This is a genomic window from Shewanella sp. SR44-4, assembly GCF_014163715.1.
Classification (GTDB): Bacteria; Pseudomonadota; Gammaproteobacteria; order Enterobacterales; family Shewanellaceae; genus Shewanella.
In genome coordinates this window covers 36,061-53,608 of sequence record NZ_JACJDU010000021.1, presented here as the reverse complement: position 1 = coordinate 53,608, position 17,548 = coordinate 36,061, and the positions used below count along the sequence as shown (strand labels likewise).

Annotated in this window: 14 protein-coding genes; 7 read left to right on the top strand and 7 right to left on the bottom strand. The window is 42.2% G+C overall.

What is annotated here, in order from left to right:
- Positions 1-64 precede the first annotated feature (64 nt).
- Complete coding sequence (locus tag H5125_RS11700) at positions 65-1,525, top strand: carbon starvation protein A (RefSeq protein WP_101088116.1); 1,461 nt, start codon at positions 65-67, stop codon at positions 1,523-1,525.
- A gap of 109 nt (positions 1,526-1,634) precedes the next feature.
- Positions 1,635-2,027, top strand: coding sequence for a VF530 family DNA-binding protein (locus H5125_RS11695; protein WP_101088114.1), 393 nt, complete (start codon positions 1,635-1,637; stop codon positions 2,025-2,027).
- 28 nt (positions 2,028-2,055) lie between these two features.
- Here H5125_RS11695 and H5125_RS11690 read toward each other — a convergent pair whose 3' ends face one another.
- From H5125_RS11690 to H5125_RS11680, 3 genes are read right to left on the bottom strand one after another with little or no spacing between them, the layout of a single operon-like run.
- Positions 2,056-2,988 (bottom strand): hypothetical protein, encoded by a 933-nt coding sequence (locus H5125_RS11690; RefSeq protein ID WP_101088112.1) that lies wholly within the window; start codon positions 2,986-2,988, stop codon positions 2,056-2,058.
- 21 nt (positions 2,989-3,009) lie between these two features.
- Positions 3,010-3,618 (bottom strand): GTP cyclohydrolase II, encoded by a 609-nt coding sequence (gene ribA, locus H5125_RS11685; RefSeq protein ID WP_101088110.1) that lies wholly within the window; start codon positions 3,616-3,618, stop codon positions 3,010-3,012.
- 37 nt (positions 3,619-3,655) lie between these two features.
- Positions 3,656-4,012, bottom strand: coding sequence for a YibL family ribosome-associated protein (locus H5125_RS11680; protein WP_059746680.1), 357 nt, complete (start codon positions 4,010-4,012; stop codon positions 3,656-3,658).
- A 449-nt stretch (positions 4,013-4,461) separates the two neighbouring features.
- Here H5125_RS11680 and H5125_RS11675 point away from each other — a divergent pair, with 449 nt between their 5' ends.
- A complete protein-coding gene (locus H5125_RS11675; protein WP_182744313.1) occupies positions 4,462-6,939 on the top strand; it encodes a TonB-dependent siderophore receptor in 2,478 nt (825 codons plus the stop codon).
- A gap of 193 nt (positions 6,940-7,132) precedes the next feature.
- Positions 7,133-8,371 carry an NADH:flavin oxidoreductase/NADH oxidase family protein gene (locus H5125_RS11670; RefSeq protein ID WP_182744312.1) on the top strand — a complete coding sequence of 413 codons (1,239 nt, stop codon included), beginning with the start codon at positions 7,133-7,135 and terminating at the stop codon, positions 8,369-8,371.
- 121 nt (positions 8,372-8,492) lie between these two features.
- Here the strand turns inward: H5125_RS11670 and nrdG are convergent, their stop codons facing one another.
- From nrdG to rssA, 3 genes are all read right to left on the bottom strand, one after another.
- Positions 8,493-8,960, bottom strand: a complete 468-nt coding sequence (nrdG, locus tag H5125_RS11665) for an anaerobic ribonucleoside-triphosphate reductase-activating protein (RefSeq protein WP_182744311.1) — start codon at positions 8,958-8,960, stop codon at positions 8,493-8,495.
- Positions 8,960-11,077 (bottom strand): anaerobic ribonucleoside-triphosphate reductase, encoded by a 2,118-nt coding sequence (gene nrdD, locus H5125_RS11660; protein ID WP_101088102.1) that lies wholly within the window; start codon positions 11,075-11,077, stop codon positions 8,960-8,962. The genes nrdG and nrdD overlap by 1 nt, the downstream gene beginning before the upstream one ends.
- A 651-nt stretch (positions 11,078-11,728) precedes the next feature.
- Positions 11,729-12,673, bottom strand: coding sequence for a patatin-like phospholipase RssA (rssA, locus tag H5125_RS11655; RefSeq protein WP_101088100.1), 945 nt, complete (start codon positions 12,671-12,673; stop codon positions 11,729-11,731).
- A 183-nt stretch (positions 12,674-12,856) separates the two neighbouring features.
- Between rssA and H5125_RS11650 the strand changes: the two genes are divergently transcribed.
- The 3 genes from H5125_RS11650 to H5125_RS11640 all read left to right on the top strand — a co-directional run bounded on the left by H5125_RS11650 (position 12,857) and on the right by H5125_RS11640 (position 15,532).
- Positions 12,857-14,212: a DEAD/DEAH box helicase gene (locus H5125_RS11650; protein ID WP_101088098.1), complete on the top strand. Its 1,356-nt coding sequence runs from the start codon at positions 12,857-12,859 to the stop codon at positions 14,210-14,212.
- A 153-nt stretch (positions 14,213-14,365) separates the two neighbouring features.
- Entirely contained in the window at positions 14,366-14,803 is a 438-nt protein-coding gene (locus tag H5125_RS11645) for a DUF3010 family protein (RefSeq protein WP_101088096.1), read from the top strand.
- 126 nt (positions 14,804-14,929) lie between these two features.
- Positions 14,930-15,532 (top strand): M48 family metallopeptidase, encoded by a 603-nt coding sequence (locus tag H5125_RS11640; RefSeq protein WP_101088226.1) that lies wholly within the window; start codon positions 14,930-14,932, stop codon positions 15,530-15,532.
- A 264-nt stretch (positions 15,533-15,796) separates the two neighbouring features.
- Here the strand turns inward: H5125_RS11640 and H5125_RS11635 are convergent, their stop codons facing one another.
- Positions 15,797-16,381 (bottom strand): carbonic anhydrase, encoded by a 585-nt coding sequence (locus H5125_RS11635; RefSeq protein ID WP_101088094.1) that lies wholly within the window; start codon positions 16,379-16,381, stop codon positions 15,797-15,799.
- Positions 16,382-17,548: the final 1,167 nt, after the last annotated feature.

Below are 17,548 nucleotides of genomic sequence, written 5' to 3'. Positions count from 1 at the left end.
AGTCCCAAATACCCTATTTTGATGTTTTAAAATGATGTCACTATAAAAATGGGGAGATAACAAAATGACGTGGTTTTTACTTTGTGTAGGCCTGCTAATTGGCGGCTATTTTATTTATGGGGCTTTTGTCGAAAAAGTGTTCGGCATTAACACCCAAAGACAAACGCCTGCTTTCACTCAGACAGACGGTGTCGACTTCGTACCGATGTCTAAAGGGAAAGTATATTTAATTCAACTGTTAAACATTGCTGGTGTCGGTCCAATTTTTGGTCCGATCCTAGGTGCCCTTTATGGCCCGGCGGCGATGCTATGGATAGTATTTGGTTGTATTTTTGCCGGTGCGGTTCACGATTATTTTTCGGGGATGTTATCGGTACGCAATAACGGTCAATCAGTTCCTAACTTGGCTGGTAAATATTTAGGTAAAAATGCCAAACACTTTATGAACTTGTTTGCCATTATCTTATTGTTGCTAGTTGGCGTGGTGTTTATCTCTGCTCCTGCAGGATTACTAAGCAAACTTACCGGACTAGATGTCACCATCTTTGTTGGTATCATTTTTGTGTATTATTTAATTGCTACCATCGTGCCTATCGACAAGATTATTGGTCGCTTATATCCATTCTTTGGTGCATTACTGGTCTTTATGTCACTCGGACTGATTATAGCGTTAGCATTATCAACCGAACATACCATGTTACCTGGCTTTGAAATGGGTGACTTCTTTAGCAACTTAAACCCAAATGACATGCCATTATGGCCAGCCTTGTTCATCACGATTGCATGTGGTGCAGTATCGGGATTCCATGCAACACAATCACCTTTAATGGCGCGCTGCGTTGAAAATGAATCAAACGGCCGCTTTGTGTTTTTTGGCGCCATGATTGGTGAAGGTGTTATTGCATTAATTTGGTGTGCAATTGCATTATCATTCTTTGGTGGTGTTGAAGGATTGAATGTCGGTATGGCTGGTAACCCAGCAAATGTTGTATACGAAGCATCTAATGGGCTATTGGGTACATTTGGTGGCTTCTTGGCTATCTTAGGTGTCATTGTATTGCCTATCACCTCTGGCGATACCGCATTTCGTTCAGCGCGATTAATTTTGGCAGAGTTCTTTAACATCAAGCAAATTGAGTTACCGAAGCGTTTAATGCTCGCGTTACCATTATTTGTCGTCGGTGCCGTATTGACTCAAGTCGACTTTGGTATTATCTGGCGCTACTTTGGTGTCGCAAACCAGACTACTGCTGTATTAATGTTATGGACCGCTTCAGCTTACTTACTGCGCTACAATAAATTCCATTGGATTTGTACTGTACCGGCTATGTTCATGACCTGTGTTGTGATTAGCTTTATGTTGAACTCATCAACATTAGGTGCAGGTCTACCGATGACGGTGTCAACCATTGCAGGTTTAGTCACTACCGCAATCATTGCGACAATGATTATTATTAAAACCAAAGGCAAAGGGGATATTGACACTGACGAAGATGACAAAGTTGAACTAGTCAACGAGCTATAGAGGTTAATATCATCAATAAACGGCAGCTTCGGCTGCCGTTTTTGTGTTGATATCACTTTGGCAACAATGTGGGTATAATATTGCCAAACTTAATTAGCTCGCACGGCTCATGACACAAGCAAACAATCCGCTTCACGGCATAAAACTAGAAACTATCGTGACTTCACTCGTTGAAAAGTACGGCTGGGAAGAGCTCGCATCTAGGATAAACATTCAGTGTTTCAAAGATAACCCGAGTGTAAAATCAACCTTGAAGTTTTTACGTAAAACGCCTTGGGCTCGTGACAAAGTTGAATACTTATATCGTAAAGCAAACAAGCTGCCATTACCGCCGCCTAAAGAAGATAGCCGTGGATCATTTTCCGCTAAATCTCGGCCAGCCAAAGCCAAAGTGAATGCGGCTAAACCTGCAGCAAATAAAGTCGTTTCTGCTAAAGCTAGCTCAGAGACTGCATCGACAGAACCTGTGAATGCCAATATTTGGGGAACTAGCTCAAATTAATGTATTCACCTATTCACATTGGTAGGGCTTATAGCGGAAATTCAAAAATTAAGCGCCACACTTTAAGCCCACCACCGACTTGATAACTTAATCCAAAATGTTCAATTTCGACACTGTCTAAGCCTATCGCACTCAAGTTGATAGGTTTAGAGAATGCTAGCGTTGCGCCTATTTCATAGGTGTATGAGGTTAGAACATCTTTCCCAACTGGGGTAACAAATTTTAGTTTATCGAAATACCAGTGTCCGGCAATAAACAATCTCGGTTCAACCCGGACATCTTGCCACTGCCAATCATAATTAACCCCAAAATCTACACCTGTTTTAAAAACCGAATAGCCTTCTGTGCTGTCGTTTTGATTACTTTGGTAACCTGCATAATAAATCCGATTTACCCAAATAGGGGTAAACAAAGGCGCATCAAGTTTATAGAGTGCAGAAACGCCAGTGGAAAAAATACCCACATGACTGTAAGTTGAAAAATTATGTCCATAGCCTAAATCAACATAGCTCTCAAGCGTTAACTTGTCGTCCACCAGCCAGTGATATTCAAGCCCAGGGGTTAGAGTAATTGTGCCGACATTGTTAGGAATGCTGCCTTGAGGTAGGTCATTAAAGGAGTAATCAAAAAAACCAAATGATGCAGTAAAGCGTAACTTCAATAAATAGTCATCTGTTGAGTCAAGCACAAATCCCATAGGAATATTGGCGACAGCAGCGCTTTGGCCAGAAGTTCGATACACACCGCTGCCTAGGTAATTGGCAAATGCATAATGAGACGCGTCAGGTTCAGTGATAAGCTCAGGTGGTGTAGTCGGCGTTAATTCAGCAGCATGACTCATACTGCTACAAACAATAAGCAATATCATCAAAGATAAGCGGAAGGTTACATCTATAAAACGCAGGTAATCAAACAATGATGATTCAATAAGCGGTAAGTTCTGCCTTTGTTTCATCATCATTTAGACTATTATTGTTGCAGACTATTCATCGTGGAAATGGTATTCCGACATCATATGGCCCAACTCTGTTGATTTGGTCTTTAAGTATGATTCGTTATAGCGATTCTTTCCCACTTGTAACGGAATACGTTCTGCGACTTCGATACCCATATTTTGCATCGCCATCACTTTACGCGGGTTATTGGTCATCAACTTTACTTTAGTCACGCCAATTTGCGTTAACATCGGCAAAACCATGTCGTATTTACGCATATCAGCTTCAAAGCCTAAACGCTCATTCGCTTCAACCGTATTAGCACCAGCATCTTGCAGCTCGTAAGCTCTTATTTTATTAAGCAACCCAATACCACGGCCTTCCTGGCGCAAGTACAGAAGAAACCCCTGCCCTTGTTCAGCAATACTCTGCATTGCTGCTTGTAATTGAAAACCACAATCACAACGTAAACTAAATAATGCATCACCGGTCAAACATTCAGAATGAATACGACCTAACATGGGCTCTGTGGGATCCAGTTGACCAAATGTCAAAGCAACGTGTTCTTTACCTGTCGCGGTTTCTTCAAAACCGTGCATAGCAAAAACACCCCAAGGAGTGGGTAACTTAGATGTTGCGATATACTTTACCGACATGAATTAACCTTACGACAACTAACTGTAAAAGAAAATATTAGAACTTAGCAGGCGCAAAACCCGTCACATCTTTTATGCCCATTTCACGGCCTAATGCCGTTAAAGGATGCACAACGACTAAACCTTTAACCGACTTGTTTAACTTACCCATATCGGCTTGTTCGGCTTTAGTCAGCACGCGCTTAAATCCTAACGCTTTCAGCGCCACACCTTCTTTGCTGAACTCGCGAGTTTGCTGGCCTTTAATGCTGGCGATTCGCTTAGTCACTGTCGCCACTTCTTTCTTAAACTGCAGGACAATCGTGGCATCGCCACGTGCTTCAGCCGCAGCTAACTTGCGACGAAACTTGTCTAATTTATCATTCAATGTCTGCAGTTCTAGCTTTAAATTCATTTGATTACCTTAAGTGCTTTGGCGTGTTAGTGAATCGTTTACGCTTATACGTTTATCACAACACCGTTTCGGAGGCAGATTATATACCCAAAACCACCTAAGATGCGAATAGCAAACGCTTCATATATGAATGTACAGGCAAAGTTTTTCACCCTGTACAAACAATCTGGATATTATCGCATTACAATTAATCATCAGCGTGAGACGCGGTGCACTTATTGGATAACAAATACTAATGGGTGCTTAAGCCACTTAATACCTAAGCTTTACCATGATTTATACCCTTTATTGGCAAGTTAACCATGTTCATTCCTCACTCAAATTGTGCAATTGATCAGCAATCAAATCACCAAAACCCATTCTTTGCCACATTTATCACAACACACCATTGCAATACTTATGATAATCATTATCATTCGCAACATTGTTAATAAAGAGCTTAACCCGTTATGACGCCATTACGTTTATCGCTACTCGCCCTTGCTTGTCAAAGTGTACTGTTTCCCGTTTATGCTCACGCACAAACGCCTACTTCCCAACCTGAGGTTACAACACAACCTGCAGATGATACGACCAATGCATCATCCTCTACCAATTATGAACGAATAACAGTTTATGGTAGACAAAACCAAGTAGTGATGAACTCCGGCTTAGCAACCAAATCTGATATGTCGCTGATGGAAACGCCTGCCGCGGTGGTGATTGTTGATGAAGCATTAATTGATGCCCAAGGCATCACCAACATGCAAGATTTGGTTCGTAACATCAGCGGCGTAACTCAAGCGGGTAATAATTATGGTATTGGCGACAATTTGGTCGTGCGCGGATTAGGCGCCAACTACACTTACGATGGTATGTATGGCGGTGCTGGATTAGGTAACACCTTTAATCCAACTCGTTCACTAACCAACGTGAGTTCCGTTGAAGTACTCAAGGGCCCTGCTACTGGTCTGTATGGTATGGGCAGCGCAGGTGGCGTGATTAACCTTATTGAGAAAAAACCTCAATTTGACAGTAAACAGTTGTTTGAAGCTGAAGTGGGTCAATGGGATAGTTATTCTCTCATGGCCGATTCTACGGGCGGAATAACTGACGATTTAGCCTATCGCCTCGTGGCAAAAACGGCTCGTAGTACAGGTTATCGAGATCTTGGTACCGACCGCGATGAAATATATGGCTCGCTTAAATATGTATTGAATGAAAACCAAAATATTATGCTATCAACAGCATATATTAGCGATGCGATCCCCGTTGATTCAATCGGCCATCCTATCCGCATTTATAACGCAGCTTCAGTCGAGGGGAAAACCGCTGGTGAAGTCAGCTGGCAAGACTTAGCCAACGACCCTACCAGTAATGGTTTACAACTAACAGACGATCAGCGCCAACAATTAACCGACTCGTTAAGCGCAAATGATGGCCTAACACCGTATGAGTTTGGTCATAACGGTCTTATCTCACCAATGGCGAAAGACAATGAAGGCGAAGAGTTGCGCTTTAAACTAAGCCATAATGTGTACTTAACCGATGACTTATTTTTAAACCAACAACTGCAATACCGTAATTACGAAACCAGTTTTGCTCGTCAAACAGGGGCTTATAATTATGTTTATTGGCAACGTAGTGGCGTAATTAACGCTGACCCACGTGCGCCCTTGGTTGAAGATGGCACTCTATACCCTTATGCGGCACGCCGTCAGGAATACCGCAAAGTCTCGGCAGAAGAAAAGTCATGGCAGTATTTTGCCGACTTACGTTATGACTTCGACATTGGCAATATCAGTAACGAATTATTAGTTAATGCTAACTTTGAAGATCGCGATATTCGCTTTAAACAGTATTCAATTTACGACGCAGATTACACCTTGAAAGATGCCGATGGTAATTTGTCATATCAAGGTTCGCTACCGTATATTTATGATATCCGTAACCCCAATTGGGGCGAAGGTGAATTTGAAGACTACGATCCATTATTAACCAGTAACTACAATAAATCTGTCACAGCTTGGGGCTTGGGCTTACAACATGTGGGTTATTTAGGTGGCGGATTTACTAGCCGTATTGGTGTCGCATTCAATGAAATTAAACAAAGTTATGAACACTTGGGTGTCGATGCTCGTTACAGTAGTAGCTTAGCTGACCCTCAACCAGAAGCGGATACCACAGATAACGGTGTAACCTACAATTTAGGCCTAACTTATATGCCTACTGACGATATCTCTATTTTCGTTAATCATTCTAAAGGCCGTACAGCATACAGTGTGTTGGGCGATGTAAAAGGCAATGAAGCAGACCGTGAAGATTCTCAATCTATCAGTAATGATTTAGGTATTCGTGCCAAAGCATTTGATGATCAATTGCTTGCATCTTTGGTCTTTTTCAAAACATCACGTACTAATGTGGCTTATAGCAATCCAGAATACGAAAGCAGCGAAGCAACACCTGATATCTTCCCGTATTTTTACGACGGCAGCGAAGATACTAAAGGGGTGGAGCTAGATCTGAATGCATATTTAAGTGACCAATGGAAAGTCAACGTTAACGCGGTTTACCAAGATGCTAGAGACAATCAAAATCCAAATAGCAGTGATTATGGCCAACGCCAAAAAGGTGTACCTTACGTCACAGCGGGCGCTTGGGTAACTTATGCCGCAGAATTTGCCTTACCAGCACCGGTATCAATCAGTCTTGGGGCTAAATATGTCGATGAACGCAGCACACACTCTAGTTCTTTTGGTATTCCAGATGGTTATGTGCCAAGTTATACGGTAATCGATTCAGCGATTAGTTATGACGTTGAACGTTATAAAATTCAATTGAACATTAATAACTTATTTAATGAAACATATTACGATAAAGCCATGTTCTTAGGCGGATTACCCGGCGAAGAGCGTAATGCGAAGTTAACCCTAACTTATCGTATTTAAAAACATATCAATCTGGATTTTGTTTGCTCGAAATCTAGATCTCAATTTAGCGCTAAATTGAGTAACGAGATGATGAAAGCACTGCCTGTGGCAGTGCTTTTTTATCCCTTTCTAATAAGGACAATTGACTATCTAGGCTACTTGTAGGATAAACAACACATTAATTCAGCGGCTTACCTTAGGATATTATTTCATGGCTAATACCATTTTCACACCATACACCTTGAGCAATGGTGCCATCATCCCCAATCGATTGGTTAAAGCCGCAATGGAAGAAAACCTTGCTAACACCTTACAACAACCTGATGACGCATTGTTCAACTTGTATGAAACATGGGCAAAAGGCGGCGTAGGATTAATGATCACCGGTAACGTGATGATTGATCCCTTAGCCATGACCGGCCCTGGCGGAGTGGTATTAGATCCCAACAGCGCACTTGAGCCGTTCATCCAATGGGCCAAAATAGCTAAGCAAAATAACGCCAGAATATGGATGCAAATCAATCATCCAGGTCGTCAGGTGTTTAAAGCGATGGGCGGTAAAAATTTAGCCCCTTCTGCCATCGCACTCGATTTAGGCAAACACTCATCCATGTTCTCTCAACCAAAAGCGATGACAACGTCAGACATTGAAGAGGTTATCCATCGATTTGTTACCACGGCACAATTGGCTCAACGAGCTGGGTTTGATGGAGTACAAATTCATGCTGCACACGGATACTTGCTGGCTCAATTTTTATCGCCGTTAACCAATCAACGTAATGATCAATGGGGCGGAAAGCTTGAAAATCGTGCCAAGTTATTACTCGAAGTGGTTAAGCAAGTAAGACTTAAATGTGGTGCCGATTTCGATGTAGCAGTAAAACTCAACTCTGCCGATTTCCAACGCGGTGGCTTTGATGTCGACGACGCCGAAAAGGTCATTAATATGTTGGCACAGTATCACGTTGAAATGGTGGAATTATCAGGTGGCAGCTACGAGGCACCAGCCATGCAAGGTCGCAGTGCTGATGAGCGAACGTTAGCTCGAGAGGCTTATTTTTTAAGTTTAACAGCGCAATTGGTCCAGCGTAGCCCTATTCCATTAATGTTAACCGGAGGTATTCATCGCCTACCTGTGGCTCAACAAGTTATTGATGCTGGTTTTGCATTGTGTGGTATCGCTAGCGCCCTCGCCTTCTATCCTGACTTAGCCAATAGATGGCAAATTCAGCCAGAGTTTGTCCCGTCAATTCCAACTGTCAATTGGCAGAGTAAACCTTTGGCTGGACTGGCGACGATGGCCGTCATTAAACGCCAACTTCGTCGTGTAAGCCAAGGTAAGTCGCCACACACTAATGATTCACCATTGTGGAGTTTATTAATCGATCAATATAAAACCAAACAGCGCACTAAACGTTATCGCCATATTGTGGGTCTTTCTAATCATTAACGGGTTAACGATTAGCGGATTAAACATTTATTTGCTAACGATTAGCGCGCTGACAGTTAACGTGCTGACAGTTAACGTGCTGGACATTAAGCGACTCGTCTTAACGCCTTCATATAAAACGCTAGCGCATAAAACGATGGATCTGTTGATTGCTACTGCCGCGCCATAATAGCGCGGGGTCGGCTTTATCTTGCTCATACTTACCGTCAATCAACACATCCACAAAGTTCACCACAGCTTGTTGCTGCGGTGTAAGTTCAGCCAGTTGATAACCGGTCCACAGCCAAATATCTTTATCGGGACATTCCAGCTTTACCCGCGTAACCAATTTTAGTACGCCTTCAAAATTGGCGGGATGTAGCGGATCGCCACCACTTAACGACAAGCCTCGACGGTAAATACGAGTATCGGTTAAATCATCAATAATCTGATCTTCTAGTGCTTGGCTAAAAATATGGCCAGCATCTACACGCCAAGTACTTTGGTTATAGCAACCTTTACAACCATGCTCGCAACCGCTGACAAATAACGTACAGCGGGTGCCTTCGCCGTTGATCACATCAACGCTATGATATGCACTGTAATGCATTATAAATGCTTCACTCTACGCTTAACTTCTTCTTGCTTACCGAAGTTAAATGGTCGTGCATCTGGGCTACCTAAATAACCACACACGCGACGGGTAACAGACACTCGGCTTGGCTCATGATTACCACACTTAGGGCACACAAAGCCCTTACTAGTACAATTAAATTCACCAATAAAACCGCAATCGTAACACTCATCAATGGGAGTATTGGTGCCGTAATATGGCACTCGGCTATAACTGTAATCCCAAACGTTTTCGAGCGCTTCAATATTGTGCTGCATGTTGGGATATTCGCCGTAACAAATAAACCCACCATTAGCGATCGCTGGATAAGGTTGTTCAAAATCAATCTTATCAAAAGGATTTACTTTCTTTTCGACATCTAAGTGAAAACTATTGGTGTAATAGCCTTTGTCGGTCACACCTGCCACTACGCCAAACTGGGTAGTATCAAGCTGACAAAAACGGCTGCATAAATTTTCACTTGGGGTACTGTATAAACTAAAGCCATAACCTGTTTGTTGTTTCCAAGACTCAGTGGCTTGCTTTAAATGACTAATAATGGCGACAGCTTTATCACGTAATTGTGTGTTATCAAACACATGTTCAGCATTGCTATATAAAGCATTAATGGTTTCGTGAAGACCAATAAACCCTAACGAAATTGATGCCCGGCCATTTTTAAAGATTTCGCTCACATCATCATCCGCATTTAGGCGCACACCACAGGCGCCTTCCATATAAAGGATTGGTGCCACTCGTGCTTTGACTCCGGCTAAACGGGCAATACGCGTTTCTAAGGCTTTGCGGGCAATTAACAAACGCTCATCGAGTATTTGATAAAAACGCTGTTCATCTTTACCTGCTTCCAACGCTATACGCGGTAAATTAAGACTGACAACACCTAGATTATTGCGGCCTTCATGGACCAATTGACCATTTTCTTCATAGGCGCCCAAAAATGAGCGACATCCCATTGGGGTTTTAAACGAACCGGTGACTTTCACGACTTGATCATAATTGAGAATATCTGGGTACATGCGCATACTTGAACACGTTAAGGCCATCTTTTTGATATCGTAATTAACATCAGTCGCTTTATGATTCACGCCATCTTTAATGGCAAACACCAATTTTGGAAAGACTGCTGTTTTACGATTTTTACCTAAACCCGCCATACGTACAGTTAACATCGATTGCTGAATTAAACGCGACTCCCACGACACGCCTAAACCAAAACCAAATGTGACAAATGGCGTTTGGCCATTAGCGGTATGCAAGGTATTCACTTCATATTCAAGTGACTGGAATGCGTCATGACACTCTTTTTCGGTTTGCGTCATGGCATAACCTTCTACGTCAGCCACTTGCCATTTTTTAGCGACGCTAAGGTGCTTTTGGTAACTGATTTGCACAAACTCAGCTAACACTTCGTCGATACGGTTAATCGTGGTACCACCATAAATATGGCTCGCGACCTGGGCAATAATTTGCGCCGTAACAGCAGTGGCAGTTGAGATAGACTTAGGCGGTTCTATTTCAGCATTACCCATTTTAAAACCATGCGTTAACATGCCGGCTAAATCAATTAGCATGCAGTTAAACATCGGGAAAAAAGGCGCATAATCTAAGTCGTGATAGTGAATTTCGCCTTTTTCATGGGCGGCGACCACATCTTTTGGCAGTAAATGGGTTTTGGCATAATGCTTGGCCACAATGCCCGCTAATAAGTCTCGCTGGGTCGGGATGACTTTGGCATCTTTATTGGCATTTTCGTTTAAAATCGCACTATCCGATTGCTCAACTAAACCGCGAATAGCACAATTTAATTTACTCTGGGTTTCACGGTGTTTATCTCTATCGTGACGGTACTCAATGTAATGACGCGCCACCGACTTAAACGGGCCCGACATTAATAAATTTTCAACTGCATCTTGTAGTTCGTGAATATCAACTTCGGTCTTCACAGCCATTTGCTGCTCTACCGTCTGCGCTAACTGCTGTGCATATTGATGGTCGGCTATACCTGCAGACTCCATTGCTGCCACAACAGCCTCTTTGATTCGACATCCATCAAACGCAGTTCGGCATCCATCCCTTTTCACTACTACAAGCATACAACCATCCTTTACAAGCACTATATATAGCGCTTTAATACACGCACAACACAAGATAGAGTGTATTAGACACATTTACGCGGAGTAATACCTTGATCCAGATCATAATTGTCGGCAGTACTTAATATTGAAAAAACACTTGCTATCAACGATAGATATTGTAGGAATAGCAACTAATTTTGACAGGCTAATACAAGGGGATAAAATCGACATAATTTAGCGATTTGGGATGCTTTGCTGAATCGATAATCTGATGTGCAAACGCCATAAGGGTTGTATTTGACAACTTAAAATGGTGCTGAATGACGGTATTAAGTCATTGATCGAACCTTAAATGGCTAGATCAACAACATAAATAACGTACCCACTGTATCTAATGACTCGGTAGTTATCGTTAGATAATTGCGGGTAGACCATTGCGGATAGATCATTGCGGGCAAGTCACTACTAGATAATGACTAAAACACCATGAGTTAACTATGAGAGAGTGAATAATCTTATCAACTACATCAGACTGCGCAGGTTAGACAATGCCCTAGTTGAATAACAAACGCGGATTTAATGACAAATACCGATAAAATAGCAAATATTCACACAGCGGCAATCAACGGGTGTATTTATCATAAACACACCACTATATTCGATACTGCTTCAACATTTCTTTAAGGTCGCTTCGATTAAATGTTTAATATCACTTACAGCCTGCTCACCTGCTTTAATCGCTTCTTTAGCGCGATGAAACTCCATGGTGCCAATATCACCCACATCAGGTACGATGCAAATATCAGGTGGCTCGCCCATTAGGCGTGAACGTTTATGGCGTTGTTCTAAAATATCCATCGATTGTGACATCACCGCCAGCATACCCGGATGGGATTTTGAACTTCCTAAAGAGAATTTATCGGTTAAGCCATTCATATAATCTTTGCCTTTACCCCATAGGTCCATAAAGCCAGATTCAAGCTCGCGCTTTTCATCAATAGGTTCAGACTTAGTGGCTTTGCGGCTTTTTACTTGCTCTGGGATTAAGTGCATTTGGCCACGACGATGGCCATTTAAATCCACCGCAATAACCACATCAACGCCCATAGAGCGAGCTAATGATACCGGCACAGGATTCACTACCGCACCGTCCACAACCCAGCGATGCCCTTGCTGTACTGGGGGTAAAAAGCCCGGCATTGAACATGAAGCCCTAACCGCATGGCGTAAGTCACCTTCTTTAAACCAAATCTCTTGCCCAGAATATAAATCTGTCGCGACTGCAGCAAAGGGACGATTCAGCTGTTCAATGTTAAGGTCGCCAATACGATTAGCCAATACATCAAATACTTTTTCACCACTGATAAGTCCGCCTTTTCGCCAGCCTAAATCCATTAACCCGAGTACATCCCAACTTGAAAATCCACTCACCCAGGTTTCAAGTTCACCCAAATGATTATTGGCATAGGCAGCACCCACTAATGCCCCTACCGAACAACCTGCCACTTTGTCAGGATAAATATCTAACTTGGCTAAACCATTCAATACCCCAATATGTGCCCAACCTTTAGCGGCTCCACTGCCTAGCGCTAATCCCACGGTGAGCTTTGTCATCTTTCGTTCCTTCCATGCTCGGTATTCAATTTTACGATACGCCCGCCTGAATCGTCCAATAGCGACGTCGAACTCAGGCCATAATATAAAGCTAAAAAATAGCATAACTAAAGCGACTCTTGTTGGCTATAGCAAGGTGAAACAGCTATAATCGTCGGCTATCATTTTTTAGGGGATTTACCTTTGCAATTTACCGATTTTTCGTTGGACAAGCGCCTGCTTGACAGTCTAAAGCACCTTGGCATTTCTACGCCTACCGATGTTCAAGCGCAAGCACTTCCCATTGCCTTATCAGGTAAAGATTTAATGGCATCGTCTAAAACCGGCTCAGGTAAAACCTTAGCGTTTTTATTGCCCGCAATGCAACGCGTGATATCCACTAGAGCATTGTCGAAAAAAGATCCTCGGGTACTTATCTTGTTACCGACTCGTGAATTAGCCCAGCAAGTTTATGGCCAATTACGTTTATTAGTCGCCAATACCCAATATAAAGCCATTAGCGTACTCGGCGGTGAGAACTTTAACGACCAAGCCAAAGCATTGGCCAGAGATCCACATTTCATTGTTGCTACACCGGGACGTATTGCGGATCACTTACAACAGCGCCACTTATATTTAAATGGCTTAGAATTACTGGTTCTTGACGAAGCTGACCGTATGCTCGATTTAGGTTTTGCGCCACAGCTAAAAGCCATTAATGATGCCGCTGATCATAAGCGTCGCCAAACGTTAATGTTTTCAGCTACGTTAGATCATGAAAGCATCGGTGACATTGCAACAACATTGCTCAAAACACCAAGCCATGTCTCTATCGGTGAGTCTTACACTGAACATAAAGATATTGAGCAACGAATTATTTTGGTTGACCATTTAGACCATAAACAAGCCTTGCTACAGCACATCTTAAGCCAAGAGCAACACAAGCAAGTGATTGTATTTACCGCTACGCGTTCAGATACCGACCGTTTAGCCACGCTATTGGCTGCGCAAGGTTTTGCCACCTCAGCACTCAGTGGTGATTTAAAGCAATCGGCTCGTAACCAAATTATGGATCAATTTGCTCGTGGCCAATCAAAAATATTAGTGACAACCGATGTGGCATCACGCGGCCTTGATTTAATCAACGTATCATTAGTGATTAACTTTGATATGCCAAAGTTTGCAGAAGAGTACGTCCACCGTATTGGTCGTACTGGCCGTGCAGGCGCTAAAGGTGATGCGGTTTCATTTGTAGGTCCTAAAGATTGGGACAGCTTTAAAAAAGTACAATTGTTTTTACGTAAAAATTTCGACCTCACGGTGATTGAAGGCTTAAAGGCCAAATTTAGCGGTCTAAAAGATAAGCCTCAGGCAGGCAAAGCTGGTACCAGTGCAAAAGCAGCGGTGATCAGCAATAGAGTTAGCGCACCTAAAAAACCTAAAGCGGCACCAAAGAGTGATAAACGCTTTATCACTGGCGTCGATGTCGGTGATGCGCCAGTTCGCCGTAAAGTTAAGCCTATTGTCATTATCGAAGACGACGGCACAGCAGAAGACTAAATAGCCCATAAATCGCAGGTAATCTGCAAGTAGATGACCAACAAACTGCGATGACAGAATAATGAATGTAGGGCAGTACACTGCCCTGCAACAAATGAACGATAACGAGCATGCCAACGGCACACTCGTATGAATAAACCAGTAAGGATTAACATGAAAATTTGTGGTGTGGAATTAAAAGGCGGCGAAGCCATTATCTGTTTACTGACCTATGAAGGCGAAACCTATAACGTGCCAGCATGTCGTAAAGTTTCATTCAGTATTTCACAATCAGCTAGCACGGACTCAATTCGTGAGTTTGATTTTGCGTTTAAAAAACTAATGAGCGACTACAAAGTCGATGAAATAGCTATTATTGAACGTGAACAAAAAGGCAAGTTTGCCGGCAGTGCCACCAGCTTCAAACTTGAAGCGGTACTTCAATTAATGGACCTTCCAGTTTCGCTTATTTCTCCATTGATTATTAAAGAGCAATTAAAGCGTAACCCGCCACAAGTTGACTTTGAATCATTGGATCTAAAACGCGTGCAGCTTAATGCATTTGATGTTGCTTATGTTCAGCATAACCGACTCATCTTCGGTAAAGTGTAACCCACCGCTTTCACCGTTCTATATTGGCGTTATCGATACCGACTCAGATAACGGTAACGCCAAAAAATCAGTTGAACTACAACCATGTCAGATACTAAAACTAAAACACCTAAAGCCCCACCTAAAATGCCAGTCAAGTCGGCAAGCCAATCATTAAAGCCAAAAACAGATCTCAGCCTGTTAGTCACCAGTGCCGACATTAAAAAGCAGCAAAGTGAACAAAGTGCATTGCGTTATTTGAATGGTTATCGTCCTGACGTGGTCGAGAAAATTCGCCAACTCGTTGACGCTAACGCCTTAGCTGCCCACTTTTTAACACGCTACCCAAAAATACACGACGTTCGCACAGACAAAGCCTTATACGATATGGCGCTGACATTAAAAAATACCTATATGCGTCAGTCAGACCCATTAGCCAAAGTCATTTTTGACGAAAAAATCAGCTTAAGCCACCATGCCCTGGGTTTGCATTCTTATGTTAATCGCCGCCAAGGTAATAAAGTGAAAGCCAAAAATGAAATTAGAATTGCAGCACACTTAAAACACGTTCCGTTTGAGCTATTACAAATGGTAGTGGTGCACGAATTGGCCCATCTGCGGGAAAAGGAACACAACAAAGCTTTTTATCAACTATGCAGCTTTATGTTAGCGGATTACCACCAATTAGAATTTGATATGCGAGTATGGTTAGTAGCTGAAGAAGTCGGACAATCGCCCTACGCGAAGTAATCGATAAGCTATTGGCTCAATATTTTGTTTTAAAAAGACCCAGATACTGAGAGCTTGCAAACAGACCCCTCCATACTGAACAGAACAAATTAATCCATAAGTTAAGCACCGACATATTCAAGTTTGATTGTGTTGTAACTCATTTATGGACAAAGGTTAGTTTAAGATCTGGCCTGCAGCCACTAACGTCGCAAATAACCGGATATCAAAAGCCGCATAGCGCGAAGCGGCGCAGTTCTTGACAGTCCGAGTTAATTTGCCTTGTTAGATTTTTGCCTTGCCGGCTTCTGTTGCCTCTGGAACTTCTACAAGGCTTCCAGATTTACAGTCATAAATATAGCCATAAATTGGAATATCACCTGGAACCATTGAGTTACTTCTGATTCGCTGAACATCCTCCAAAACACTTTTTTCTTGATCACTGATAGTTAACCAATTGATGTATTTACCATCGGTTGTACCACCACCAGCATTGCTATCGTGCCAACCCGAGGCATCAACGCTTGCGGTTTTGAGACTACCAGACAACAAACCACCCATAATTTCATTGTTGAATGTTTCCATCCCACAATCCGTATGGTGAATTACAAACCATTCTTTCGTTCCAAGTAACTTATATGAAATTACCAAGGAACGGATGGCATCATCACTTGCTCGGCCACCCGCATTACGAATCACATGGGCATCACCTTCAGCAAGACCTGCATATTTTGCAGGATCTAAACGAGCATCCATGCATGTAAGTATTGCAAACTGCCTTCCAGGAGGCATTGGTAGATTACCTTTATCTCCAAAGTCAGCCACGTAATTAGCATTTGCAGATGTTACTTCCTCTACTATTTTACTCATCATCATTCTCCTTTGTTTTGCCGCCAATTTTTCTCTATTGCTAGTTTCCACGACAGATTATGAAAACCTAACATTTTAGTCTTTATGCGTTGTGCTATTTGCGACGAATTAATCGCTTGTTGGACTTGGCCGATGCCTAGTCAAAGCTAATTGACATACTTAATGCTATTTTTGATGCGGGCTCTGGGCTACAGAGCAGTTTTTTGGTCAATTGATATCGAGTAGTGGGTAAGTTTTCATTGAAATCACTTTTCATAGTATTTTTCTATCATACATCTTTAAGCTTGGCTGATTCAATGAGGGTTATAAACTCAATTGAAACCGAGAATTTTTATGATTACATAACGAGAAACAAAACGGCTAATTTACAAAAGGCAAATTATAACTGTGCTTATACACAGCATTAGAGGTCTATGCCTTCTATGGTATTTGTTGAAAAAAATAGCATGAAGCTCACATGGTTGTGAGCTTAGTTTTCGCGGTACAGGTCGTTATTTGGCATCCATGCCACCACGACATTAGTGAATCCATTCACATCAGATTCCAATCGAAAGCGTTAGCATTTTCACTCTTTACAACAAAATGGGCCGAAGCCGTATTCAAATGAGGTTCAACGCTGAATTAATCCCTATGGCGACCTTTTCGCTCTGTTGTTTAAGTAAATAAGGAAAATATTGCGGGGCAGCGGGGCCAATTATTTTGTAAACTATAAGAGGGAACTACCGTTGGTTTACTCTTGGTCTGGTGTGGTCGAAGCGCCACGTTCGTAGTGGCCGCAGGCCAGAAAATTAACCATGCTCCCTATTTCTATAATGAATTAACATAACTACTTTTAGCTTTAATTACGATAGCTTTCAAGATGATACAACTGTATAAATTGAACAGGAATTACTGACAAACAGAGCGTTAGATAGAAAGTTCTGTCCAATTCAGTAGATTCAAAGCAGTGCTAGTGGTTTGATCCGCCTTGTGGCTTCATCACGGCCAATACTAGCCCTTTTATCACGAGTCCCTTATCACCAACCTAATGCCGCCATTTTATTATTCGCTATGCTTTTATTAGTAACATGCTCAAACATTAATAACCGAGTCACAATTTTCGCACCTAAGTCCAAGGCAAGATATATAAAAACTGTAACCACTGTAACAACTGGTATATGCTGCAAA

Excerpts from the sequence above, each read along its gene's own strand:
- H5125_RS11700 (WP_101088116.1), top strand. The coding sequence starts at position 65 with ATGACGTGGTTTTTACTTTGTGTAGGCCTGCTAATTGGCGGCTATTTT.
- H5125_RS11695 (WP_101088114.1), top strand. The coding sequence starts at position 1,635 with ATGACACAAGCAAACAATCCGCTTCACGGCATAAAACTAGAAACTATC.
- H5125_RS11690 (WP_101088112.1), bottom strand. The coding sequence starts at position 2,988 with ATGATGATGAAACAAAGGCAGAACTTACCGCTTATTGAATCATCATTG.
- ribA (WP_101088110.1), bottom strand. The coding sequence starts at position 3,618 with ATGTCGGTAAAGTATATCGCAACATCTAAGTTACCCACTCCTTGGGGT.
- H5125_RS11680 (WP_059746680.1), bottom strand. The coding sequence starts at position 4,012 with ATGAATTTAAAGCTAGAACTGCAGACATTGAATGATAAATTAGACAAG.
- H5125_RS11675 (WP_182744313.1), top strand. The coding sequence starts at position 4,462 with ATGACGCCATTACGTTTATCGCTACTCGCCCTTGCTTGTCAAAGTGTA.
- H5125_RS11670 (WP_182744312.1), top strand. The coding sequence starts at position 7,133 with ATGGCTAATACCATTTTCACACCATACACCTTGAGCAATGGTGCCATC.
- nrdG (WP_182744311.1), bottom strand. The coding sequence starts at position 8,960 with ATGCATTACAGTGCATATCATAGCGTTGATGTGATCAACGGCGAAGGC.
- nrdD (WP_101088102.1), bottom strand. The coding sequence starts at position 11,077 with ATGCTTGTAGTAGTGAAAAGGGATGGATGCCGAACTGCGTTTGATGGA.
- rssA (WP_101088100.1), bottom strand. The coding sequence starts at position 12,673 with ATGACAAAGCTCACCGTGGGATTAGCGCTAGGCAGTGGAGCCGCTAAA.
- H5125_RS11645 (WP_101088096.1), top strand. The coding sequence starts at position 14,366 with ATGAAAATTTGTGGTGTGGAATTAAAAGGCGGCGAAGCCATTATCTGT.
- H5125_RS11640 (WP_101088226.1), top strand. The coding sequence starts at position 14,930 with ATGCCAGTCAAGTCGGCAAGCCAATCATTAAAGCCAAAAACAGATCTC.
- H5125_RS11635 (WP_101088094.1), bottom strand. The coding sequence starts at position 16,381 with ATGAGTAAAATAGTAGAGGAAGTAACATCTGCAAATGCTAATTACGTG.